The sequence below is a fragment of the Salinispora cortesiana genome (assembly GCF_000484695.1).
Lineage (GTDB): Bacteria > Actinomycetota > Actinomycetes > Mycobacteriales > Micromonosporaceae > Micromonospora > Micromonospora cortesiana.
The window spans coordinates 77,685-99,237 of sequence record NZ_AXVR01000003.1; the positions used below are offsets into that span (position 1 = coordinate 77,685).

Annotated in this window: 19 protein-coding genes and 1 pseudogene; 13 read left to right on the top strand and 7 right to left on the bottom strand. The window is 71.1% G+C overall.

Annotated features, from left to right (window positions below):
• Positions 1–5 precede the first annotated feature (5 nt).
• The 4 genes from K228_RS0102850 to K228_RS0102865 are packed head-to-tail and all read left to right on the top strand — an operon-like array spanning position 6 to position 4,219.
• A complete protein-coding gene (locus tag K228_RS0102850; protein ID WP_025617042.1) occupies positions 6–803 on the top strand; it encodes a class I SAM-dependent methyltransferase in 798 nt (265 codons plus the stop codon).
• Positions 804–840: 37 nt separating this feature from the next.
• Positions 841–1,719 carry a branched-chain amino acid ABC transporter permease gene (locus tag K228_RS0102855; RefSeq protein WP_025617043.1) on the top strand — a complete coding sequence of 293 codons (879 nt, stop codon included), beginning with the start codon at positions 841–843 and terminating at the stop codon, positions 1,717–1,719.
• Positions 1,716–2,702, top strand: a complete 987-nt coding sequence (locus tag K228_RS0102860) for a branched-chain amino acid ABC transporter permease (RefSeq protein WP_025617044.1) — start codon at positions 1,716–1,718, stop codon at positions 2,700–2,702. Before K228_RS0102855 ends, K228_RS0102860 begins: the two co-directional genes overlap by 4 nt.
• Positions 2,699–4,219, top strand: a complete 1,521-nt coding sequence (locus tag K228_RS0102865; protein ID WP_025617045.1) for an ATP-binding cassette domain-containing protein — start codon at positions 2,699–2,701, stop codon at positions 4,217–4,219. Before K228_RS0102860 ends, K228_RS0102865 begins: the two co-directional genes overlap by 4 nt.
• 181 nt (positions 4,220–4,400) lie before the next feature.
• Here the strand turns inward: K228_RS0102865 and K228_RS0102870 are convergent, their stop codons facing one another.
• Together K228_RS0102870 and K228_RS26750 are read right to left on the bottom strand one after the other, a co-directional pair.
• Positions 4,401–5,069: an esterase/lipase family protein gene (locus K228_RS0102870; RefSeq protein WP_025617046.1), complete on the bottom strand. Its 669-nt coding sequence runs from the start codon at positions 5,067–5,069 to the stop codon at positions 4,401–4,403.
• A gap of 165 nt (positions 5,070–5,234) precedes the next feature.
• Positions 5,235–5,513, bottom strand: a pseudogene (locus K228_RS26750) (alkaline phosphatase D family protein); the annotation flags it as partial.
• Positions 5,514–5,698: 185 nt separating this feature from the next.
• Here K228_RS26750 and K228_RS0102875 point away from each other — a divergent pair.
• Genes K228_RS0102875 through K228_RS0102910 form a run of 8 tightly spaced genes read left to right on the top strand, consistent with a single transcriptional unit; the run spans position 5,699 to position 13,677 of the window.
• Complete coding sequence (locus tag K228_RS0102875; RefSeq protein ID WP_223160736.1) at positions 5,699–6,022, top strand: NADH-quinone oxidoreductase subunit A; 324 nt, start codon at positions 5,699–5,701, stop codon at positions 6,020–6,022.
• Positions 6,013–7,125, top strand: coding sequence for a hypothetical protein (locus K228_RS0102880; RefSeq protein WP_025617048.1), 1,113 nt, complete (start codon positions 6,013–6,015; stop codon positions 7,123–7,125). Before K228_RS0102875 ends, K228_RS0102880 begins: the two co-directional genes overlap by 10 nt.
• A complete protein-coding gene (locus K228_RS0102885; RefSeq protein ID WP_025617049.1) occupies positions 7,118–8,047 on the top strand; it encodes a complex I subunit 1 family protein in 930 nt (309 codons plus the stop codon). The genes K228_RS0102880 and K228_RS0102885 overlap by 8 nt, the downstream gene beginning before the upstream one ends.
• Positions 8,048–8,051: 4 nt before the next feature.
• A complete protein-coding gene (locus K228_RS0102890; RefSeq protein ID WP_025617050.1) occupies positions 8,052–8,615 on the top strand; it encodes a hypothetical protein in 564 nt (187 codons plus the stop codon).
• Positions 8,612–8,914 (top strand): NADH-quinone oxidoreductase subunit NuoK, encoded by a 303-nt coding sequence (locus K228_RS0102895; RefSeq protein ID WP_025617051.1) that lies wholly within the window; start codon positions 8,612–8,614, stop codon positions 8,912–8,914. The genes K228_RS0102890 and K228_RS0102895 overlap by 4 nt, the downstream gene beginning before the upstream one ends.
• On the top strand, positions 8,911–10,776 hold the full coding sequence (locus K228_RS0102900) for a proton-conducting transporter transmembrane domain-containing protein (RefSeq protein ID WP_025617052.1): 1,866 nt from the start codon (positions 8,911–8,913) through the stop codon (positions 10,774–10,776). Before K228_RS0102895 ends, K228_RS0102900 begins: the two co-directional genes overlap by 4 nt.
• A gap of 4 nt (positions 10,777–10,780) precedes the next feature.
• On the top strand, positions 10,781–12,271 hold the full coding sequence (locus K228_RS0102905) for a complex I subunit 4 family protein (RefSeq protein WP_025617053.1): 1,491 nt from the start codon (positions 10,781–10,783) through the stop codon (positions 12,269–12,271).
• A gap of 5 nt (positions 12,272–12,276) precedes the next feature.
• Entirely contained in the window at positions 12,277–13,677 is a 1,401-nt protein-coding gene (locus tag K228_RS0102910) for an NADH-quinone oxidoreductase subunit N (RefSeq protein ID WP_025617054.1), read from the top strand.
• A gap of 41 nt (positions 13,678–13,718) precedes the next feature.
• Here K228_RS0102910 and K228_RS0102915 read toward each other — a convergent pair whose 3' ends face one another.
• From K228_RS0102915 to K228_RS0102935, 5 genes are all read right to left on the bottom strand, one after another.
• Positions 13,719–14,483 (bottom strand): enoyl-CoA hydratase-related protein, encoded by a 765-nt coding sequence (locus tag K228_RS0102915; RefSeq protein ID WP_025617055.1) that lies wholly within the window; start codon positions 14,481–14,483, stop codon positions 13,719–13,721.
• A gap of 17 nt (positions 14,484–14,500) precedes the next feature.
• A complete protein-coding gene (locus K228_RS0102920; protein WP_025617056.1) occupies positions 14,501–15,892 on the bottom strand; it encodes a ferredoxin reductase domain-containing protein in 1,392 nt (463 codons plus the stop codon).
• Positions 15,889–17,535, bottom strand: a complete 1,647-nt coding sequence (locus tag K228_RS0102925) for an amino acid adenylation domain-containing protein (protein WP_025617057.1) — start codon at positions 17,533–17,535, stop codon at positions 15,889–15,891. Before K228_RS0102925 ends, K228_RS0102920 begins: the two co-directional genes overlap by 4 nt.
• Positions 17,536–17,784: 249 nt before the next feature.
• Positions 17,785–18,441 (bottom strand): 4'-phosphopantetheinyl transferase family protein, encoded by a 657-nt coding sequence (locus K228_RS0102930; protein ID WP_025617058.1) that lies wholly within the window; start codon positions 18,439–18,441, stop codon positions 17,785–17,787.
• 425 nt (positions 18,442–18,866) lie between these two features.
• Entirely contained in the window at positions 18,867–20,558 is a 1,692-nt protein-coding gene (locus K228_RS0102935) for a dolichyl-phosphate-mannose--protein mannosyltransferase (RefSeq protein WP_025617059.1), read from the bottom strand.
• 85 nt (positions 20,559–20,643) lie between these two features.
• Here K228_RS0102935 and rsmI point away from each other — a divergent pair, with 85 nt between their 5' ends.
• Complete coding sequence (rsmI, locus tag K228_RS0102940) at positions 20,644–21,492, top strand: 16S rRNA (cytidine(1402)-2'-O)-methyltransferase (protein ID WP_025617060.1); 849 nt, start codon at positions 20,644–20,646, stop codon at positions 21,490–21,492.
• The last annotated feature ends 61 nt before the right edge of the window (positions 21,493–21,553 follow it).

Here is a 21,553-nt window from a genome sequence, read left to right on the forward strand (position 1 = left end):
ACGCAGTGACCACAACCAACGAGTACATGTTTGACAACGCCACCGAGGAGGCCGCCCGCCAGCTGCGGTTCCTCGGTGAGATTCTCGACTCCGGCACCCGCCGGATCCTGACCGAGATCGGCCTGCGGCCAGGGTGGAAGGTCACCGACCTCGGCGCCGGGGCGGGCACGCTGACCAGCTGGCTCGCCGACCAGGTTGGTCCGGGCGGGCACGTTACCGCCGTGGACCTCGACCCGCGCTACATCCCGACCGGTGACAACGTCACCGTGCGCGCCGGGGACGTCCGGACCATGGAGCTGGACGGATCGCAGCAGGCGGTGGTGGCCCGGCTGGTGCTGATGCACCTGCCCGAACGGGAGCAGGTCCTGGCCCAGCTGGTGCAGGCGCTCGCCCCCGGTGGGGCGGTCGTGGTGGCGGACTGGGACTGCACCTGGCGGGACATGATCCGCCACAGCCCCAGCTCCCGCGCCACCGACTTGTTGGAGCGGTTCCAGGACGCTTTGCAGTCGTTCGGGGAGTCCCGTGGGGCAGACATGGGCTGGGCCAAGCGGGCGCAGGAAGCGATGCTCCGGCTTGGTCTGGTGGACGTGGACAGCCACATCGAGTCGCGCTCGTGGTACGGCGGCACCGGCATCTGCCTGCTACACCGCTCCAACTCGATCCAGCGCGAGCCCCAGCTACTCGAGGCCGGCATGACCCACGAAGACCTGGCCGAGCTGCGGCAGGTGCTGATGGATCCGGAGCTGGTGCTGTCGGGCTACCTGATGCACACCACCGTCGGCCGCCGCCCGACCCCGGCCTGACCGGCAGCCCTCGCACGAACGGAGTGGAAGGTTTGCCGTGGGCCTGAACGTACTGGTCAACCCCTACACGATGACCGCGTTGGATGGTGTCGCTTACGGGTTGCTGCTGTTCACCATCGCCGCTGGCCTCACGCTGATCGTCGGCGTCGCTGGGGTCTTCTCGATGGCCCACGGCACCCTCTACCTCGCCGGCGCCTACCTCGCCTGGTATCTCGCCGACGGTGGCTGGACCGGTCTCGCGCTCGCGCTCGCTGCCGCGGTGGTGGTGGGTGCCGTCGGGGGAGCTGGTCTCGCCGCCGTGGTGCGCCCTCTTGTCGATCGGCCCTTGGGCCAGGTGCTGGCCACCCTGGGCATCGCCTACCTCGGCGCCGACCAGTTCAACCAGGTCTTCGGCGCGGAACCACGCTCGGTTGACCCACCCCGGGCCGTCGCCGGTTCGGTCGCCCTCGGTGACTACCAGTACCCGATCTATCGGCTGCTCTTCATCGCGATCGGCCTCGTGCTGGTGGTGGGGCTCTTCTGGCTTGTCGAACGCTCCCGGGCCGGGGCCGTCGTCCGCGCGGTGGTCGCCGACCCGGGAATGGCGGCCGCGACCGGACTGCGGACCAGCGCCGTACGGGTGGGCGTCCTGGTCGGCGGGGGAGTCCTCGCTGTCGGCGCCGGAGTGTTGGGCGCACCGGTCATCGGCCCATCGCCCGGGGTGGACACCACCGTCCTGGCCTACTCGTTGATCGTCTGCGTCGTCGGTGGTCTCGGCAGCATCCGGGGTGCGCTGCTCGCTGCGCTCGGGGTCGGCCAGATCCTCACTCTCGGCGTCGCGCTCGTCCCCGGTGTCGCCGCATTCATCCTCGCCGCCGCCATGCTCGTTGCGCTCACCGTCCGGCACCGCGCCGCACTCCCGGGACAACCCGCATGAGCGCCACCCCGGCCTCCGTGACCACCGGCGCCTCGCCCCGTCGGGCACGTCGACTGCCGCGCTGGAGCCTGCCCACCCTCGGCTTCCTGGGCCTGGCGGCGGCGGTGGCGTTGCCGTGGCTGGTCAATGGGTACGTGATCGCGCTCGCCGCGACTGCTCTGGTCATGGCCGTGCTCGCGATGAGCGCCCAACTGTTGGTGGGCTGGGCCGGGCTGTCGCCGTTGGGGCAGGCCGGCTACCTGGTCGTCGGCGCGTACATGGCGGCGAGGGTCGCGACCCTGACCGACCTTGGCCCGGTTCAGGTGCTCGCGGCCACCGCGGCGGGGGCGGTCGCCGCCGCCGTCACCGGCAGCCTCGCCGTACGGGCCCGCGGCATCCCCTTCCTCATGGTCACCTTTGGCCTGGGCGAGCTCGTCCACGCCGCGGCCAACCAATGGGCTCCCGGCGGTAGCGAAGGCACGCATACCGCACCCGTCGCCGCACTGCCCGGCCTGCCGGCGATGGTCCGGCCTGGCTGGGTCTACCTGTACGTGTTGGCCTGCGTTCTGGTCATCGGCGCCGCCGTGGCGGTCCTCGTGCGGACCCGATTCGCGCTCCTCCTGCGTGCCGTCGCCGCCCACGAGCCCCGGGTGCAGGCGGCGGGGCACCACACCGGCCGCCTGCTGCTCGCCGCCTACACGATTGCCGGTGGTATCGCCGGCGCGGCCGGCGCGTTGGCCATCGCGGTCACCCGTTACGTCTCCCCCGCTGACGCCGCCATGGGTGTCTCCGCCCTCGCGCTGGCCGCCGCCCTCATCGGGTCGGGCAGCATGCTCGGTGCCGGCGCTGGAGCCGTCCTCCTCGTCGCCGCCCGCGACTGGGTCAGCGGTCTGCTCGGCGGTCACGGCCCCACCCTGCTCGGCCTCTGCTTCCTCCTGCTGGCCTACCTGCCTCGGCTCCGCCAGGCCAGCCGTACCCTTCGACTTCCCCGGAGGCGGACGTGACCACCGCGCTACTACGCCTTGCGGCCGTCAGCCACTCCTACGGTGCCCGCCGCGCGGTTGACGAGGTCAACGTCGAGCTTCCGGTGGGGGCCCGGCACGCGATCATCGGCCCGAACGGGGCCGGCAAGTCCACGCTGCTGCACCTCGTCGCCGGGACCCTGCGCCCTACCGCTGGTCAGATCCACTACGCCGGAGCGGACATCTCCCGGTGGTCGGCGCCCCGCCGTGCCCGCGCCGGCATCGCCCGCACCTGGCAACACCCGGCCCTCGCCCACCCCCTCACCGCCGTCCAGAATGTGCTACTCGCCGTCCCCGGGCAGCGCCTCTCGGCACTGCGTCCCAGCCGGTCCGCGGTGCTGGCCGCCGAAGCGGCACTGGCTCAGGTTGGCCTCGCCGAGCACGCCGACCGGCTCGCCGGGCAGCTCGCCTACGGTGACCAGCGTCGCCTGGAGATCGCTGTCACGCTTGCCGCCCAGCCCCGGCTGCTGCTGCTCGACGAGCCCTCCGCCGGCCTCGCCGCCGGTGAGGTCACCCAGTTGGCCGAGCTGATCCGGGCCCTCTCCGCCGACATCACCGTGCTGCTGGTCGATCACAATCTCGACTTCGTCGCCGCCGTGGCCGACACCGTGACGGTCCTGCACCACGGTCAGCACGTCGCCACCGGGGCTCCCGCCGCGACTCGGGAGCACCCCGAGGTGCGCCGTGTCTATCTCGGCACCGACCTGCCCACCGGCCCGGCGGCGGGCAGCGTCCCGGAGCGCCCGGCCGCCACGGGTGCGGGGACGCCCGTCCTGCGGGTACGTCACCTGCGCGCGGGTTACGCCGGCGCGTCCATGCTCACCGGCATCTCCCTTGACGTGCGAGCCGGGCGAGTGACCGCGGTTGTCGGCCGCAACGGGGCCGGCAAGTCCACCCTGCTCAACGCCCTCGCCGGGCTACACCCCACCGAGCCGGGCACCGAGGTCCTCCTGCACGGGCAGCCGCTGACCGGATGGGATGCCCGCCGCCGCGCCCGCGCCGGTCTTGGCATCGTCCCGCAGCGGCGCCGTCTCTTCGCCGGACTCACTGTCGGTGAGCACCTCAACCTGCCGCGCCCGCGCTCCTCTCGGCCCGGTGCCGTTGACACGCGCCAGGTCCTCGACCTCCTTCCGGCGCTCGCACAGCGGCGCCAGCACCGGCCCCACCAGCTCTCCGGGGGCGAGCAGCAGATGCTCGCCCTCGCCCGTGCGTTGCTCGCCGACCCTGATGTGCTGCTGCTCGACGAGCCCTCCGAAGGGCTCGCCCCCGCGATCGTCGGTCAGCTCGCAACGATCGTGACTGGCCTCGCCACCGCCGGTACCGCTGTCCTGCTCGTCGAGCAGAACCTCGCCCTGGCTTGCCAGATCGCACACGACATCGCCGTCCTCGACCGCGCCCGAATCATCCGCCATGTCGCGACAGCCGACATCCGTGAGTACCCCAACGAACTGCACGACCTGCTCGCCGTCCCGACTGCCGCCGCCCCGGCGTCGGGCTGATTCCCCGGCTTCGCTGCCCCGTCGTGGGCTGTCGCGAGTCCCTTTGGCCGGGGAGGCAGAGCGGTCCGGGGCGGGTCTCAGTTACTTGAGAACCCGCCCCGGGCCGGTTGTCTGAGCGCGGTGATCGAGGAAGCCTTCGGTGTCGGGCTGCCTGCGGATGGCTTTCGGCCGTGCGGAGTGATCAGGCGATGAAGTCTCGGACCTTGGTGTAGTTACTGGAGTCGTCGTTCATGTCGGTGTGCCCCTTGCACCCCACGGAGGTGTTCACCGCGCCGTCGAGCTTCGCCGAACTGTCGGGGTTGATCAGTGCGTCACATGTCGACCACAGGGTGGCGTAGTTTACGTTCCCGGGGGTTTCGTCGCCGGAGTTCAGGGAGTCGAGGAAGCTACTGCCTCGAAGCATTTCCCGGCACGATACGTAAAAGGAGCAGAACAGCGAGACATCGGTTCCGTGGTTTACCCCGGCTACGGAGACGAAGTCGTCCACGGTGTCGGTCCCGCCGCCGTTCTTGAGGTACCAGCGGGAGCTCAGGGATCCCATCGAGTGGGCGACGATATCCACCTTGGTGGCGCCGGTCGCGTCGAGTATCTCCTGCACCTTGGTGATCAGCTTCTCGCCGGTGGTTGCGTTGGACTTCTTCCAGTCGTAGGACCAGGTGTAGAGCTCGGAGCTCTGGTAGCCGTCCGCCTTGAACTTGTTGATCCAGGTGTTCCAGGTGCTGGCAGAGCTGCTCAAGCCATGGACGAAGAGGACGGGATTGCGGACTGCGGCCTGCGCGGCCGACGGGGCGACCAGGGCCACCGTCGCCACCAGGGCGGCGGCGACGACGGTGCGGACGAAGCGTCTCATGGGGGTCTCTTTCGATCCGGGCAGGTCCAAACCTCGGACCTGGCGGTGGTGGGTGGGAGACTATCCAGTGACGAACGTCAATGTGACATGAAGGTGATCGGGGATGCTAGTGGTGCTATGTTTCGATCGGGTAACAACAACTGATGTCGATGGTTACGATGCTGCTCAGGGCAGGGGTGAATGCTCTTGGCGCCGCTTCGCCGACCCGGCGCCGACCGGCCGGCCGACAATCCGCTGGCTGGCTGTGTTCGGTCTGGTCCGGTCTGTCAGGTGGTGTCAGTCCATTCGGCATGAGGCCCCGGTCACCTCCAACACGCCGTAGCCGTGTCCGTCCAGCTCGGTCCAGCGCACGGGGGGATTGGTCGCGCGGATCAAACTCGCTCCGAGCTTGCTGACGGTGTTGTCGGGCGGTAGTCGCAGAAAGTCGTCCAGGTCTGGGTCGGTTCGCTACTACTGACTGCGGCGTCGGTCGTGCCCGTTCGACGTGGAGAGACTACGGAGGTGGGCCCCAAACGGGTGAGGAGGACCGCCCTCCGGATGGAAAGTCCCGTTTAGTTCCTAATGTGATAGTGCGCCCTCGCGGGTGGGGCAGGGCGGGGTGAAGCGCGATGTACGCAGGGGCGGCGGGTATGGCGCTGGTCGCCGTGGTGGTCGTGGCGGGCTGCTACCTGGCGCACCGTGCGCTGGCGATCACGCGGCGGCCGCTGCTGGTCTCCCCGTTCCAATCCGGCTGGCCCCCGGAGGAGCACGCCCTGTCTCGGTACCACGTCCGTTGGTACCTGGTGACAGTGCTGTTCCTGGCATTCGACGTGGAGATGCTCTTCATGTATCCGTGGGCGGTGGTCGTCGCCGAGCTGGGGGCCACCGCCGTGGTGGAGATGTTCGTCTTCCTGGCGGGTGTGCTTGTCGCGGTGGTGTGGGCCTGGCGGGAAGGCGCGCTGCGATGGGTGTGAGCGGTGCGCTGGCGCGGCTCGCCCTCCGGCACGCCCACCTGCTGGTCATCGAGGTGCCCGGGTACTGGCTGACCCGGGTCGCCGTCGAGCGGCTCGCGGGCGTCCGGGGGTGGCGGCTGGCGGTGTCACCGGCGGACGCCGACATCCTGGCGGTGTGTGGATCGCCCGGACCGGAGCTGGCGCTGGTGGTGGCGCGACTGTGGGAGCAGCTGCCCGGGCCGCGGGCCCGGATCGATGTCGCCGCACCGGATCTGGTGGCCGCCGCCCTGGACCAGGCGGAGGCCATGCTGCGGGATACGCCCCGCCAGCGGAGGGACAGCACCGCCCGCGACGGGCAGGGGCTCGACGATGCTCCGGGCGGGGACATCGCCCTGGCGCACGGCAGCGAGGACCGCGATGGGCTGGAGATGGACGTGCTGCAGGTGCGACTCGGCCCGGTGCTGCCGGACTGGCCAGCCGGCCTGGTCCTCCGCGCTCACCTGCACGGCGACCTCATTGTCGAGGCACAGGCGGGTGTCGTTGACGCTGGGCAGGGCGGGCCTGCCGGTGGCGGGCACGTCGTTGGTGGCGACACATCCGGCGACATCCGGCAGGTAGACGCCGGAGAGGTCGCTGCCCGCCGGTGCGACAACGCGGCCCGGCTGCTGGCGTTGGCGGGCTGGCCGGACGCGGCCGGTGGGGCCCGCGCCATCCGTGATCGACTCTTGACCGGCGATCGGTCGGCGGCGATCACGGAGTTGGCGCGGCTGCGGCGCCGGGTACGCCGTTCATGGCTGCTGCGCTGGTCGCTGCGGAGGGTGGGGCCACTGCCTCCCGACGAACTGGCCCGGTTGGGGCTCGCCCCGGATCTCACCGGTGACGTGTGGGACCGACTCAACGGCATGCTCGATCGGGCGGTCTTCGTAACCGGTGGTCCCGCCGGTGTGGCGGCCGGTGGTCCTGCTGGTGCCGGGGTCGGTGGTCCCACCGGTTTCGATGTCGGTGGGTCGGTCACGCCGCCGGCGGCGGTCGCCAGCGTGGTGTCCGGGTGGGACGTGGCCACCGCGCGGCTCATCGTGGCCAGCCTCGACATTGCTGCGCTGGATGTGGTCACCGATGGCTGACCTGCCGGCAGTCGTCTCCGGTGGCTGGGCACCGGTCGCGGCGGGGCTGCTGGGGGCGCTCGCGGTCGCCGCGGCGCTGCTCGACGGCGCCCTGGCCGGGCGGGCCGCCGGTGTCCGGTCCGGGATGGGGCAGCCGGCGGGTGAGGTGGCGCGGTTGCTGCGGCAGCGCCGGCGCACCACCGTCGCCGCGGACCGGCTGCTGTGGCGGATCGGCGGCGCGGGGTTGCTCGGGATGGCGCTGATGATCGTCACGGTGGTGCCGCTCGGGCGGTGGACCCTGTTCGACCTGGGTGTCGGGGTGGTGTGGGTAAACGCGCTCGATGTCCTGGCGTGGGCGTTCGTGTGGCTGACCGGGTGGGGCGCCAACTCCGCGTACGCGCTGGTCGGCGGCTACCGGTTCCTCGCGCACGGATTGGCGTACGAGTTGCCGCTGATGTTCGCGCTGGTGGCGCCGGCGGTGGCGGCGTCCAGTCTGCGAGTGGGGGAGGTCGCCGCCGCGCAGCAGGGGTTGTGGTTCGTGGTGTGGATGCCGGTGGCCTTCGTCGTCTACTGCCTCGGCGTGGTGGCGATCGCGGTGTGGGGGCCCTTCTCGCCGGCGCTCGGTCGCGACGTGGCGGGTGGGGTGACGGCGGAGCTCTCCGGTGTGGATCGGCTGTTGTTTCTGGCCGGGCGGTACGCGTTGCTGGCGGCGGGCGCCGCCTTCGCCGTGCCGATGTTCCTCGGGGGTGGGGCCGGGCCGCTGCTACCGGCCTGGGCCTGGGTGTTGGTGAAGGCCGCGGTGCTGCTGGCGGGGTTGGTGTGGCTGCGCCGTCGGGTGCCCGCGTTGCGTCCGGACGTGTTCATGGAGGTGGGCTGGCTGGTGCTGCTGCCGGCGGTGCTGCTGCAGGACCTCCTCGTCGCCGTCGTCGTGATCGGGGGCTGATTGCGTGGTCACCCACCTCGTCTTCTGGGGCCTCGCGGTCGTCGCGGTGCTCGCCGGGGTCGCCGTCTTCGTCGTCAACTCGATGGCCCGGGCCAGCTACTCCCTGGCCTTGTCCTTCATCGCGGTCGGTCTTCAGCTGCTCCTGCTGCAGCAGCTCTACGTCGGCGTGTTGGTCATTCTGATGATGGTGATGGAGATGGCGATCATGGCTGTCTACATGAACATGTTCATGGGAATGAATCCGGCGATGATGTCGATGAACATGGTCCACGGTGCTCGCCACGCCCTACCGGTGTCGGTCGGGGTCTTTCTGCTCCTGGCCGCCGGAGCGCTGTTCGCGCCGTGGCCGAGCCGGCGCGGCAGCCCACCGGCGGATGTCACCGCCGCCCTCGGCATGGAGCTGATGGGTCCGAAGATGCTGGCCATGGCGGGGGTGGGCGTGGTCATGGCGGCCACCATCGTCAGTGGGGTCGTCCTGGCGGCGCACCGCACCCGCTACGACCGGTTCGGCGACGACCTTCGTCGGCCTCGGCCGGCCGATCCGCAGCCGGGGGGAGTCGGCCGATGACGGTACAGACTGTGCTGCTGGTGGCCGCGGCCCTGATCTCCGTCGGTTTGTACGGCACCCTGTCCCAACAGGTCGTGGTGATGGTGATGATGGGCCTGGAGTTGATGCTCAACGGCCTGATCCTGGCCGTGGCCGGGCTGTGGTGGTTCTGCGCCCCCGACCCGTCCGGGCAGGTGCTGCTTCTGGTCATCCTCGCGGCGATGACGGTGGAGATGGCGATGGGCTTCGCCGTCGCCACTTCGCTGCACCGCATACGACGGTCGGATCTGACCGACACGGCCACGGACCTGTCCGGATGACCACGCCCGGGACGGCAGCGTTGTGGGCGGTGGTCGGCCTGCCCGCCACCGCCGGTGCCGTGCTGGTCGTCACCCGGCCCAGGGATCGGGTCGCGGTGCGGGTCGCGTTGGCGGTCGCGGCCACGGCCGTGCTGCTATCAGTACTGGTCGCCGTCGCCCGGCCGACGGTGGCGGTGCCGTTCCTGGCCGGCGCGGACTTCGTGCTGACGGTGGATGGGCTGGCCGCGCTGGTCCTGCCGACGGTGCTGGTGGTGACGTTACTGGTGCTGGTGGCCGCCGTCGGCGAGGCACTCACCCCGGCGGCGCGGTTCCACGGCCTGATGCTCTTGTTCGCCGCCGCGGCCGCGCTTACCGTGACGGCGGGCACCCTGCCGACGTTGCTCTTCGCCTGGGAGCTGATGGGCGCTGCGTCGTACGCGTTGATCGGTTTTTGGTGGTGGGACGAGGCCCGAGTAGCCGCCGGCTGTACCGCATTTGTCACCACCCGGGCTGCGGACCTTGGCCTCTACCTGGCGGCCGGGGCGGCTCTGGCCGGCGGCGCGGGCCTGGCCCTGGTGGACCTCGCCGCCAGCAGCACGGGGTGGCGACACGTACTGGCGGCAGGAGTCCTCGTCGCGGCGCTCGGCAAGGCCGCGCAGCTACCGTTCTCCTTCTGGCTGTCCCGGGCGATGGCCGGGCCGAGCCCGGTCAGTGCGCTGCTGCACTCCGCGGCGATGGTGGCGATGGGCGGCTACCTGCTCCTGCGCACGCAGCCGCTGCTGGCTGCCACCGGCTGGGCCCCGTGGGTGGCCATGTGGGTCGGCGCGGGGACCGCGCTGCTACTCGGTGCGGTCGCGCTGACCCAGCCCGACCTCAAGCAACTCCTCGCCGCCTCCACCTGCGCGCAGCTCGGGTTCGTGGTGTTGGCCGCCGGGGCCGGCGCGGTGGCGGGTGGGGCCGCACATCTGGTGGCGCACGCCGCGGTCAAGTCGCTGTTGTTCCTCGCCGCCGGGGCGTGGCTCGCCGCGCTGGGCACCAAGCAGCTCGCTGGTCTGGCCGGGGTGACCCGGCGGTGGTCGCTGGTCGGCTGGTCGGCCACGGTCGCGCTGCTCGCGTTGGCCGGGATCGCGCCACTGTCGCTCTGGGCCACCAAGGACGCCATCCTCGCTGCCGTCCGGGAAGAGTCGCCGGCGCTGTACGCGGTTGGCCTCGCGGCCGCGGCGCTCTCCGCCGCCTACGCGGGGAAGGTTCTCGTCGTGATCTGGCGGCGGGTCCCCGCTGACCAGCAGGGCGCGGTGGACGCGTACCGGGACCAGGAGGAGACCGGCACCGGGCGGATTCCCCTGGCCGGGTGGTTGCCGCTGCTGGTGCTGGCGGTCGCCGCCGCCGGCGCCGGGTTGCTGGCGCTGCCACCGACCGGCGCCGTGGTCGCCCACGCCGTCGGTCAGCCCGGCGGTTACCACCCGGTTCCGATACCGGAACTGGCCGCGTCGGCGCTGATCGCCCTGGCGGCCCTCGTCGTCGTGGCGCGGTGGCGGGTGCCGGCACCACGCTGGGCGCGGCGGTGGCTGGGCCTTCGACAGGCGGCTTCGGCTCTGGTGACGCGTCCGACCCTGGTGGCCGGTGCGGCAGCGGCTCGGTTCGACGACCGGGTGCTGGACCGGGGCGTCGCGCAGGCGGCGCGGGCCACGGCCCTCCTGGCCCGGCGGGCCGCGCGGTTCGACCAGCGCGGGGTCGACCGGATGGTGGAGGTTGCCGCCGCCGGGCTGCGGCGGCTGGGGCACCTCGCCCGCCGGCCGCAGACCGGGCAACTGCACCAGTACTACCTCCAGGCCGTGGTGGTGCTCGTCGTCGGTGCCGTCGTCCTCGTGGTGCTGGGGTAGCCGGATGCTTACGGTGATCGTCTTCCTGCCCCTGCTCGTCGCGGTGGTGCTGGCCGGCGTCCCCCGGTGCAGCGACACCGTCGCGCGGTGGATCTGGGTGGGCGCGGCGACGGTCGAGCTGGCGCTGGTCGGCGTCGTCTGGGCGGGGTACGAGACGCCGCCGCCGGGACAGCTGGCCTTCGCCGAACGGGCGGCGTGGATCCCCGGGGTGGGCAGCAGCTACCACCTCGGCGTGGACGGGCTCTCCCTGCCCCTGATGGCGATGACCGCGGTGGTCTTCCTCGCCTGCGCGGTGTACGCGCTGCGGGAGCGGCACCGCCCCCGCGTACAGGCGTCGCTCTTCCTGTTCCTACAGAGTGTGTGCCTCGGGGTCTTCGCCGCGGCCGACCTGATCCTCTTCTTCGTCTTCTTCGACCTGTCCATCGTCGGGATGTACGCGGTGATCGCCGGCTGGGGGCACGGCGACCGGGCCCGGTCGGCACTGAAGTTCTTCCTCTACACCTTTCTCGGCTCGCTGGCGCTGCTCACCGGGTTCATCGGCCTGTACGCGGCCGCCGACCCGCACACCTTCGACATGCCGACCCTCACCGCCGAGAACCCGCTCGCAGGGCGCCCCCTGGCCGGTCCAGTGGTGCTCGCCGCGATCCTGATCGGCCTGGCGGTGAAGACCCCCACCGTGCCGTTTCACACCTGGTTGCCGCCGGCGCACACCGACGCTCCCGCCGTCGGCTCCGCCGTTCTGGCCGGGGTGCTGTTGAAGCTGGGTACCTACGGTTTCGTGCGGATCGCCGCACCGATGCTGCCCCAGGCGTGGCGGGGCTGGGCATGGGTCATCGTCGCCGTCGGGGTGGTGTCGGTCCTCTACGGCGCGCTGGTCGCCCTGGCCCAGACCAACCTCAAGCGGATGATCGCCTACACCTCGATCAATCACATGGGTTACGTCGTGCTCGCGGTGGGGGCCGCCGGTCTGGTCAGCGTGGACACCGTCGAACCGCGGGCGGTCGCGGTGACCGGTGCGGTCACCCAGATGGTCAGCCACGGCCTGATCACCTCCGCCCTGTTCCTGCTCGCCGGGGTCCTGTACGAGCGGGCCGGCAGCTACGACCTGCACGCGTACGGCGGTCTCGCCGCCCCCGCACCGATCTTCGCCGCGCTCTTCGCCGTCGGCGCCTTCGCCTCCCTCGGCCTGCCGGCCTTCTCCGGCTTTATCGCTGAGTTTCAGGTCTTCGCCGGCAGCATCGCCACCGCCCCCGTGACGGCGGTGGCGTTGCTCGGCATCCTCGTCACGGCCGCGTTGTTCCTTCGCGCCGGGCAGGCGTTGCTGACCGGCCCCACCACCGGCTGTGCGAAGGGCTTCGGTGACCTGCGCGCCACCGAGCTGTGGTCGGTGGCGCCGCTGTTGGTGTTGTCCCTGCTTATTGGGGTGTTGCCGCGCCCGCTGCTCGATTTGGTCGAGCCCGCTGCCCGTACCGTCGTCGACCTGCTCGGCCGGTGACCCGGGTGGCGTCGGAGATGATGCGCACCGAGCTGCTGCTGCCGGAGATGCTGCTCGCTGGCGGTGCGCTCGTCGTCCTGCTCGGCGGCTCGTTCACGCCCCGCCACCGGCAGTGGATCCTGCGGGGGGTCGCCGCCGCCGTCTGCGGCACGGTGATCATCACCGCCGCGGTCGCGCTCTCCGCTCCGGCCAACACTGCTTTCGACGGCTCCTACGCGGTCGACACCGGCACCGGCGTCGCCCGGATCCTCGCCGCCGCCGGCTGCCTCCTCGTTCTCGCCCTCGCCGGGGACGCCCTCGCCGGGGCTGCCCGGGAGAGCGACGCCTACGCGTTGCTGCTCTTCGCCACCGCCGGGGCGGTGCTGCTCGCCGGCGCCACCGATCTGCTCGCCCTGGTAGTCGGCTTTCTGCTGGCCAGCATCCCGCTGTACGCGCTGATCGGCCTGACCGGCACCGGCGCTGGCGCCGAAGCGGTGCTGAAGACCTACCTCCTCGGCGCCCTCTTCGGCATCCTGCTCCTGCTCGGTGTCACGCTGCTCTCCGGGACCACCGGCACCACGGCCTACGCCGAACTCGCCGTTCGGCTGCCGGACGCCCCGCGCTCGGTGGTCACCGCCGCCGCCGTCGCGGTGATCGGCGGGTTGATGTTCAAAGCCGGCGGACTCCCCGCGCACTTCTGGATTCCCGACGCGGCCCAGGGCGGTACGGCCATGGCGGCTACGTTTCTCACCACCGTGCCCAAGATCGGTGCGTTGATCGCGGTCCACCGGCTCGCCGGGGTCCTCCCCGGCACCTCGAACTGGCCGGCGGTGGTGGCCACGTTGGCCGTGGCGTCCATGCTGCTGGGTAACCTCGCCGCGTACTGGCAGACCGATGTGCGGCGGCTGCTCGGCTGGTCAACGGTGAGCCAGGTCGGCTACCTGTTGGTGCCCGTGGTCGCCACCGGACGCAGCGACCTGGCCCAGCCGGCGTTGTTGGTCTATCTCGCCGGCTACACCGTCACCAACGTCGCCGCCTTCGCGGTCACCGCCGCGCTACCCCGGCACCGCGACCGTACGTCCTGGCGCGGGGTGGCGGCGGCCGCACCGTGGCTGGCCGCCGCCCTGGTGGTGGCGCTGCTCGGTTTGGTCGGCACCCCGCCGACAGCGATCTTCGTCGGGAAGCTGACCGCCGCGAGCGCCGCCTGGGACGGCGGATACCCGGTGCTGGCGGCCGTCGTCTTCATCAACTCCGCGCTCAGCCTCTTCTACTACCTACGGTGGCTGGTTCCGCTCTATCAGCCCTGGGCGGTCGCCCCGCCCGACCGCCCAGGGAGATGGAGCGCGACGGTGGCTGTCGTGGCCGCCGCGCTTAGCCTCGTCGTTGGGGTCGCCGCCGGCCTGGTGTGGCGGGCCGCCGGCGGGTAGCGAGCCGGCGCCTGAGGTCAGCGGCGGGGTCCACCGGGCAGCTACCGACCGGTGAACCGTGGCGCCCGCTTGTCGAGGAAGGCCTGCATCCCCTCCCGCTGGTCGGCGGTGCCGAACAGGGAGTGGAAGCTGCGTCGCTCAAAGAGGACCCCCTCCCGCAGGCCGGTCTCCAGCGCGCGGTCGATCGCCTCGCAGGCGGCCGTGGTGGCTGCCTTGCCGAAGCCGGCCACCGTCCGGGCCACCGCCGCCGCCTCCGCCAGCAGCCGGTCGGCCGGAACGACCCGGGAGACCAGGCCGCTGCGCTCGGCCTCCTCGGCAGTCATGAGCCGGCCGGTCAGAATCAGGTCCATGGCCTTGGCCCTGCCCACGAGCCGGGTCAGCCGCTGGGTGCCACCGATGCCGGGGATCACGCCGAGTTTGATCTCCGGCTGCCCGAAGTGAGCCGTGTCGGCGGCGACGATGATGTCGCACATCATGGCCAGTTCACAACCGCCGCCGAGGGCGTAGCCGGCGACCGCCGCCACGGTGGGCGTACGAAGTGCAGTGAACGCCTCCCAGCCGGCGAAGAAGTCCTCGACCACCATCTCCGCGGCCGACTTCGCCGCCATCTCCCGGATGTCCGCACCCGCGGCGAAGAACTGGTCAGTGCCGGTGAGGACGAAACAGCCGACTCCCGGGTCGGCATCCAGGGGCCGCAACGTGGCCAGCAGCTCGGTCAGCAGTTCGGTGTTGAGCGCGTTGCGGGCGGCGGGCCGGTTCAGCCGTACGGTGACGACCCGGTCGGTCCGCTCCACGATGAGATTCACAGTCTGCTCCTTGTCGCTCAGGAGTCCCAGATGGCGCCGTAGGCGGGGATGCCGCGTTGCTCCAGCCCGTGGACGACCTGCCAGGTCAGCTTCTTGTTGGAGATGCAGATGACGGCTTCGGCGCCGTGTTCGCGGTAGGCGCGGTAGGCCAGGGCCACCATGTCGGGCTTACCGTCGGTGGCGGTGTCCCAGATCGTGGCGCCCGGCCGGGCGGTGAGAATCTCGTCGATCAACGCGTCGCCGTAGGTGCTCCGGGGGCTACGGACCGCCCAGACCAGGTGCGACGGGACCGCATCTGCCAGCAGGTGGGGCAGTACCGGCCCGATCCCGCTGCCGGTGGCGACGTAGACCACCTTGGTGAAGAGCGTTTCGATGTTGGCCACCCCGGCGGTGGTGACGCCCTTGACCCACAGGTGGGACGGGGGATCGTCAACGAGGGCGCCAGTCCAGTCGCCCGCGCGGGAGATGGTGATGCGGAAGTGCCGTTCCCCCGGCGCGGGAACGTTGGCGAACGAGTGCCACTCCAGCAGCGGGCTACGGCTGACCGCGGTGGAGGAGCCGGGGAAGGGAACCCGGCGTCGCTCGAGCTGGACCAGCGCGACGTGGGTGGAGGGTCGTTCGACGGCCACGGGCACCTTGCGCAGCCGGAGCCACGGCAGGGCGACGCTGAACGTCATCAGGGCGAGCGCCCAGCTGCTCGGCTCGGTCAGCAGCGCGGTGGCGAGTGGTCGGGAGCCGGGTTCTGCGGCGATCCTCAGTACCGTCAGCGCCCAGAACAGCGTCAGGGCCAGCCACCCGCCGAAGCGGTGGACCCGCTCGAACAGGTCGTGGTGCCGGGCGCGTACCGGTGGCAGGGCGGTGCCGCAGACGGTGAGGAGCAGCGCGACCAACAGGTAGGTCACGACCAGGGTCGCGGGCAGGCCCGAGCCGGCCCGAAGGGCCTCGACGGTGGCGGTTGCGGCGAAGGCGAGGAACCACAGGGTCCCGGCGAGCGCACCGCCGACGTGTAGCCCACCGAAGTGGTAGACCTTGCCGAGGGTACGGCGGATGCGCAGGGGCCAACTCGGTCGGGCCCGGGTGGCCAGCCAGAAGAAGAGATTGATGACGTACTGCTGTCGGACGACGACGGCGAGGGTGAAGTTTGCCAAGGTCAGGCCGGCGAGCTGGGAGGTCGGTAGCTCGGCGGTGGACCATCCGCCGGTGCCGAGCCCGTACCCGGCCACGCCGAGATTCACGACGAGCACCACCGCGGTCAGCCGGTGGTAGTGGATCAACACCGGGTGCGTGAAGATTCGCCGCGGTAGTGGGAGTTGAGGTGGCAGCTCGGCGCTGCGGGTGGAGCGCGCCGAGCCCGAAGCTGCGCTGGCCGGTGGCGCGGGCGGTGTTTTGGTCAGCGGGGCGGTGGTCATCGCGTCGCCTCTCGCTCGTGGTCGGCTACGAGCCGGCGGAGGGCGGTCTTATCGATCTTTCCTCGGCTGGTCATGGGAAGTTCCGGCAGGGTGTGCACGGTCTCGGGCACGCAGTAGTACGGCAGCGCCTCGGAGACGGCCATCCGGGCGAGCCCGGGATCCACCTGGGTGGGCGCCACGAATGAGACGAGAGTGCGGTCATCCAGTTTGATGGTCGCCGCTCGGATGCAGCCCGGTACCGCCTCCAGGATCGCCGACACCGAGTCCAGCTCCACCCGAAAGCCGCGGACCTTCACCTGGTCGTCGGTCCGTCCGAAGTGCTCCAACTGGCCGTCGGGAGTCCAGCGTCCCAGATCCCGGGTGCGAAACATTCGGCGTCCACCGCCGAGGAACGGGTCGAGGGCGTACCGTTCGGCGGTGAGCTGGGGGTTTCCGAGGTACCCGGCCGATACACAGTCGCCTCCGGCCCACATCTCGCCGACCGTGCCGATCGGGCAGGGCCGAAGGTTGGCGTCGAGCACGTACACGGTGTTGTTGGGGGTTGGTCGGCCAATGGTGAGTCGTTCGGCGGCCGGGTGGTGCCGACTCATCGTGTTGACGATTGTGGTTTCGGTTGGGCCGCAGGAGTTGTAGAAGGAACAGACCGTGGACCAGGTGTCCGCGAGTGGGCGGGGGCAGGGCTCGCCGGCGACCGCCACGACCTTGACCCGGTGACACTGGTCTGGGTCGATGCGGCTGAGCACCGTGGGGGTCGCGACGATGACGTCCACGCGGGACATCGTCTCGGCGATGTCCGCGCCGCGAATGACGAGCGTGGCACCGTGGCTGAGCGCCCCCAGAATCTCCCAGGCGGCCATGTCGAAGGCGATGTTGAGAATCTGGCCGACCCGCCATCCCGGCTGGATACCGAGGTCACCCGGGGAGGTCAGCAGGACGTTGCAGATGTTGCGGTGGGTCACGACCACCCCGTTGGGCCGGCCGGTGCTGCCCGAGGTGAAGAGCACGTAGCAGGGGTCGTCGGGCTGGATCGACGTCGTCGGGGTGAAGGGACGGACGGAGCCTTCCGCGGGCTCCGCGGCCAGGCTGTCCAGGGCGATCACGACGTGGCCCTCGGGAGCCGGAATGCGTTCGGCGGTGGCGGTGAGCGTCAGGATCACCCGGGTCTCGGCGGTCTGGATGACATGCTGCAGCTGGGCTGCGGGCACGGAGTCGATGTGCTGCGGTACGTAGGCTGCGCCGGACTTCAAGGCCGCGATCAGGCCGACGACCATGGGGATCGACCGCCGGACGAAGAGCGCGACCCGGTCGCCGGGACGGACACCGGCGGCGGCGAGCCGGGCTGCCAGCTGGTCGGCCCGCCGGTCCAGCTCGCGATAGGTGATGGTTTCGGCGCCGTGTTCGACGGCGACGGCGTCCGGAGTGACGGTGGCCCAGTACTCGAAGGCGTGGTGGATGTGGGAGTACGCGACGGATTCGGTGCTCCCATAACCGAAGCGTACGAATAGCTCGCGGTCGCGGGGCGACAGTGTTGCCAGTGGTTCCGACAGTTGACGGGTGCGGGGCGGGGCGGGCACGTTCGGGTGGCTGGTGACTCGGGTCGAAGCGGTTGTCTTTCCGGTTGGGGTAGTCGAGGTGCGCTGCATGGGTCCTACTTCCTGGCTCGGGTTCCAGACCGATGGCGACAGCGCAGGTCGCCGTTTCCAGAGAAGCGGACCGATTCTGAATGGTCAGCCTTATTTCAATTTACGTAAGTAAATGGTAATAGCTTCCGGTATGTCTGGTCTGGGGGTTGGCTCAGGGGTGGGTTCGGCTCCGGTCCGGTTCTTCGGGTGCGGATGCGGGCCTCCGGCGGCAGGGCGGTGCCGTGTCAACCGGTGCCAGTGCCCCGGTCGCTACGCCGGAAGCAGCACCGCCGCGGTGCGGACCAGGCCGTCGTCGATGGCGAACCGGCCGGACACCGTGGCCGGTGGGGCGTGCACCGGGGCGGCGGCTACCCGCGCGGGGGCGATCCGGGCGGTGAATCGACCCGCCTCCGGATCCAGCGTCACGGTCGCGTCATGGAAGTCCAGCCAGGTGCCGACGACCGGGTGCCAGACCTTGTAGACCGTCTCCTTCGCGCTGAATACCACGGTGGGCCAGGAGACGCCGCGGGGCAACTGCGGAAACAGCGCCTCCTCCTCCGGCAGGCAGATCGCCTGGACCACCCCCGGGCTCAGCGGCCGGTGCTGCTCGGCGTCGAGGCCGACCGACCGGATCTCGCCGGCCCGGGCCGCGGCGGCGGCGCAGTAGCCGCGGGTGTGGGTGATCGCCCCGACCACCCCGGCCGGCCAGACCGGCGCTCGGTTGGCGGCGGTGGGGAGGGCGACCGGCGACTGGCCGAGCGCGGAGATGGCGCGGCGTGCGCAGACGCGACCAGCGGTGAAATCCCGACGCCGGCTGGTCACGACTCGATCGCCGAGGCCCGCCTGCTCCTCCGGCAACAGCGCGCCCTCCCAGTCGGACGGCTCCGCGACCACGACCGCGACGGTGGCGGGCAGCAGGTCACGCATCGAATACTCCGGTGAGGTGTCGCCGACGGAAGGTCCGTGCGACATAGTCCAGAGTCTGCGTGAGCGCCATGGCTGCCCAAGGTAGCGCACACGCCATGATGCTGCTGGAGCCCGAACCCCGCGCGGAATCCGGCCTCCAGCCCCGGCGCGGTTGATAGCGGCTCATCCACCTCGACCGCAACAACCGCTCGGCGTGGCGATAGTCGTGAATCTGACCCAACCCGGCCAGTTGTGCCGTCGCTGCAACCTGGTTAAGCTTTTGCTGCGCGCTCCAATCGCCCGCTTCCCCCGTGGCAGGCGATCGGAGCGCGCTTTTCGTGGCAAGGGGCCCGCACGTCTCACGTGCGGGCCCCTTGCGTTACCACGTGCCGAGGGCCGGACCGGTCAGATCCAACACAGGACCGGTCCGGCCCAACCGGAACCGGTCAGATCCACCGGCTGTCCAACCACATGCGGTTGGACCAACTGTCGTATGGAAGCGGCTCGCCGACGAAAATCGGATAGAAGTAGGCGAAGTTGAGCGCCACCAGCAGCACGAACCCCCCGGCGATGACGGCGCCGACGAGTCGTCGATCTCCGTCGCCCGCTGGTGCCGTCTTCGGCGTGCTCTCCGGAGCGGTCGTCGTCGGCGCACCGATGATCACACCCAGCACGTAGGTCACGGCGAGCACCAGGAACGGCAGCGCCGGGGCGGTGTAGAAGGAGAACATGGTGCGCCCACTGTCCGCCGCATACCAGAACCAGGGCAGCAGCCCGGACGCCACACAGAGCAGGATCGCCCCGGCCCGCCAGTCGCGTCGCGCGAGGCCCAGCCAGGCGAGCGCGGCCAGCGCGGGTAGGAACGACCACCAGAGCAGCGGCGTGCCCAGCAGCAGCACCTCGGTGGCGCAGCTCGCCGCGGCGCAGGGTCCCTCGGCCGACCAGTAGAACGCGACCGGGCGCGCCAGGAGGAGCCACTGCCAGGGCCAGGACTGGTATGTGTGCGCGTCGTCGAGCTGCGCGTGGAAGCCGTACGCGGCCTTGTGGTACTCGATCAGGTTCTGTAGCGCCCCGATGACGGGGGTGTCGCTCAGCGGGGCGTTCGGCCACCGCTGGGCGTCGGGCACCCGGTAGTACCCCTCGTCGCCCAGCAGCCACCCAGACCAGCTGGCGAGGTAGGCGACCACCATCAGCAGCCCGGCCAGCGCCAGCCAGGGGGTCTCGTCGAGCAGGGCGCGTCGCCACGGCCGGCGTACCCCGGCGGAACGGCGGGCGCCGACCTCCCAGAAGATCACCAGGAGCACGAATGCCGGGAGGAAGTACAGCGCACTCCACTTCACCGCGCAGGCGCAGCCGAACAGCACCCCGGCGACCAGCCGCCACCACGGCCACCTCCGCCAGCCACCGACTGGTCGGTCGGTGTCGGGCGGGTGGCCCGGGTCCGGCCCGGGGGTGAGGGTCTCCGTCCAACGGCGGCGCCGGGCGTCGCGGTCGAGAACCAGTGCGCCGAACGACGCCAGCACGAAGAAGAGCAGGAAGATGTCGAGCAGGGCGGTGCGGGACAGCACCAGGTGGAAGCCGTCCAGGGCGAGCAGCAGCCCGGCGGCGCAGCCCAGCACGGTGGAGCCGAAGAGTCGGCGCGCGATCCGGATCAGCAGCAGCACCGAGAGGGTGCCGATCAGAGCCGCCGAGAATCGCCAGCCCACCTCGGGGGAGGTGGTGAGCAGCTGCCCGGCGGCGGAGACCCCCTGTTCGGAGTCGCTGTATCCAAAGGCCCACTCGCCGAGCCCGATGAGCCACTTGCCCAGGGGCGGGTGGACCACGTACGACGGGCCGCCGTCCTGGTAGTTCCACTCGACGCCCCGGTCGACCAGTGCCCAGCCGTCGCGGGCGTAGTAGACCTCGTCGAAGATCTTGCCCGGCGGGCTTCCGAGGTTGACGAAGCGCAGGACCGCCGCGATCGTGACGATCACCGCGGTGGCCAGCCAGGACCGCCGGTCGAGCCGGTTGTCAACGGTGGCCAGCCGGCGGCGGACGATGCCGGGAAGGCCGTTGCCGAGGGGGCGGCCCCGGTCCGTCTGCTCGGGCTGTTCCGGCCCGCCCGGGCCGGCGGGGTGCGCTGTTGACGCCTGGGTCACCCCGTGATCGTAGGCTGCGAAGGTGGGCCTGCGTGCCCGCCGCCCCAAGGAAGACTCATGACTGTCGATGAAGGAGCGTCCTTTCGTGGATGCGAAGTCCGATGCCGGACGCCTGGTACTGCTCGGCGCGCCGCTCGGAAACCCGGCCGACGCCTCCGCCCGGCTCCGCGAGGTGCTCGCCACGGCTGACCTGGTGGCAGCCGAGGACACTCGGCGCCTGACCCGGTTGGCCCGGGAGCTCGAGGTGACCGTTTCTGGGCGGATAGTCTCATATTTTGAGGGCAACGAGGAGCGGCGTACGCCGGAACTTGTCGAGGCGCTCCGCGCTGGCCTCGGCGTCGCCCTGATCACCGACGGTGGCATGCCCAGCGTCTCTGACCCGGGCTACCGGCTGGTCCGGGCGGCGTTGGACGCCGGGATACCGGTCACCACCGCCCCCGGCCCCAGCGCGGTCACCACCGCCCTCGCCCTCTCCGGGCTGGCCAGCGACCGGTTCTGCTTCGAGGGCTTCCTGCCCCGCAGCCCGGGCTCGCGCCGCGCCCGGCTGACCGCGCTCGCCACCGAGGAACGCACCCTGGTCTTCTTCGAGGCGCCGCACCGGGTCGCCGCCGCCCTCGCCGACCTGGCTGCGGCGTTCGGCGCCCACCGGCCAGCGGCGCTCTGCCGGGAGCTGACCAAGACCTACGAACAGGTGCTCCGGCGTCCGCTCGGTGAGTTGGCGAGTTGGGCTGCCGAGGAGCCGGCCCGTGGTGAGATCACGCTGGTGGTGGCGGGGGCCTCGGGTCCGGCCCGGCAACGGCCGGACGACGAGACGTTGCGGGCGGCGGTCGCCGCCCGGGAAGCGACTGGGCGTTCCCGTCGGGACGCGGTGACCGAGGTCGCCGTCGAGTACGGGCTACGCCGACGTGAGGTCTACGACATCGTGCACCGGTGAGGTGGGGCGGGGCGGGGAGGTGACCAGGGCGGCCGGGAGGCCTGTTGGTTCGCGGCCCCGC

What these genes read in the sequence shown, in the direction of transcription:
- K228_RS0102875 (WP_223160736.1), top strand. Translation starts at nt 5,699, where the DNA reads ATGGCGCTGGTCGCCGTGGTGGTCGTGGCGGGCTGCTACCTGGCGCAC.
- K228_RS0102895 (WP_025617051.1), top strand. Translation starts at nt 8,612, where the DNA reads ATGACGGTACAGACTGTGCTGCTGGTGGCCGCGGCCCTGATCTCCGTC.
- K228_RS0102860 (WP_025617044.1), top strand. Translation starts at nt 1,716, where the DNA reads ATGAGCGCCACCCCGGCCTCCGTGACCACCGGCGCCTCGCCCCGTCGG.
- K228_RS0102880 (WP_025617048.1), top strand. Translation starts at nt 6,013, where the DNA reads ATGGGTGTGAGCGGTGCGCTGGCGCGGCTCGCCCTCCGGCACGCCCAC.
- K228_RS0102920 (WP_025617056.1), bottom strand. Translation starts at nt 15,892, where the DNA reads ATGACCACCGCCCCGCTGACCAAAACACCGCCCGCGCCACCGGCCAGC.
- K228_RS0102905 (WP_025617053.1), top strand. Translation starts at nt 10,781, where the DNA reads ATGCTTACGGTGATCGTCTTCCTGCCCCTGCTCGTCGCGGTGGTGCTG.
- K228_RS0102885 (WP_025617049.1), top strand. Translation starts at nt 7,118, where the DNA reads ATGGCTGACCTGCCGGCAGTCGTCTCCGGTGGCTGGGCACCGGTCGCG.
- K228_RS0102870 (WP_025617046.1), bottom strand. Translation starts at nt 5,069, where the DNA reads ATGAGACGCTTCGTCCGCACCGTCGTCGCCGCCGCCCTGGTGGCGACG.
- K228_RS0102930 (WP_025617058.1), bottom strand. Translation starts at nt 18,441, where the DNA reads ATGCGTGACCTGCTGCCCGCCACCGTCGCGGTCGTGGTCGCGGAGCCG.
- K228_RS0102900 (WP_025617052.1), top strand. Translation starts at nt 8,911, where the DNA reads ATGACCACGCCCGGGACGGCAGCGTTGTGGGCGGTGGTCGGCCTGCCC.
- K228_RS0102925 (WP_025617057.1), bottom strand. Translation starts at nt 17,535, where the DNA reads ATGCAGCGCACCTCGACTACCCCAACCGGAAAGACAACCGCTTCGACC.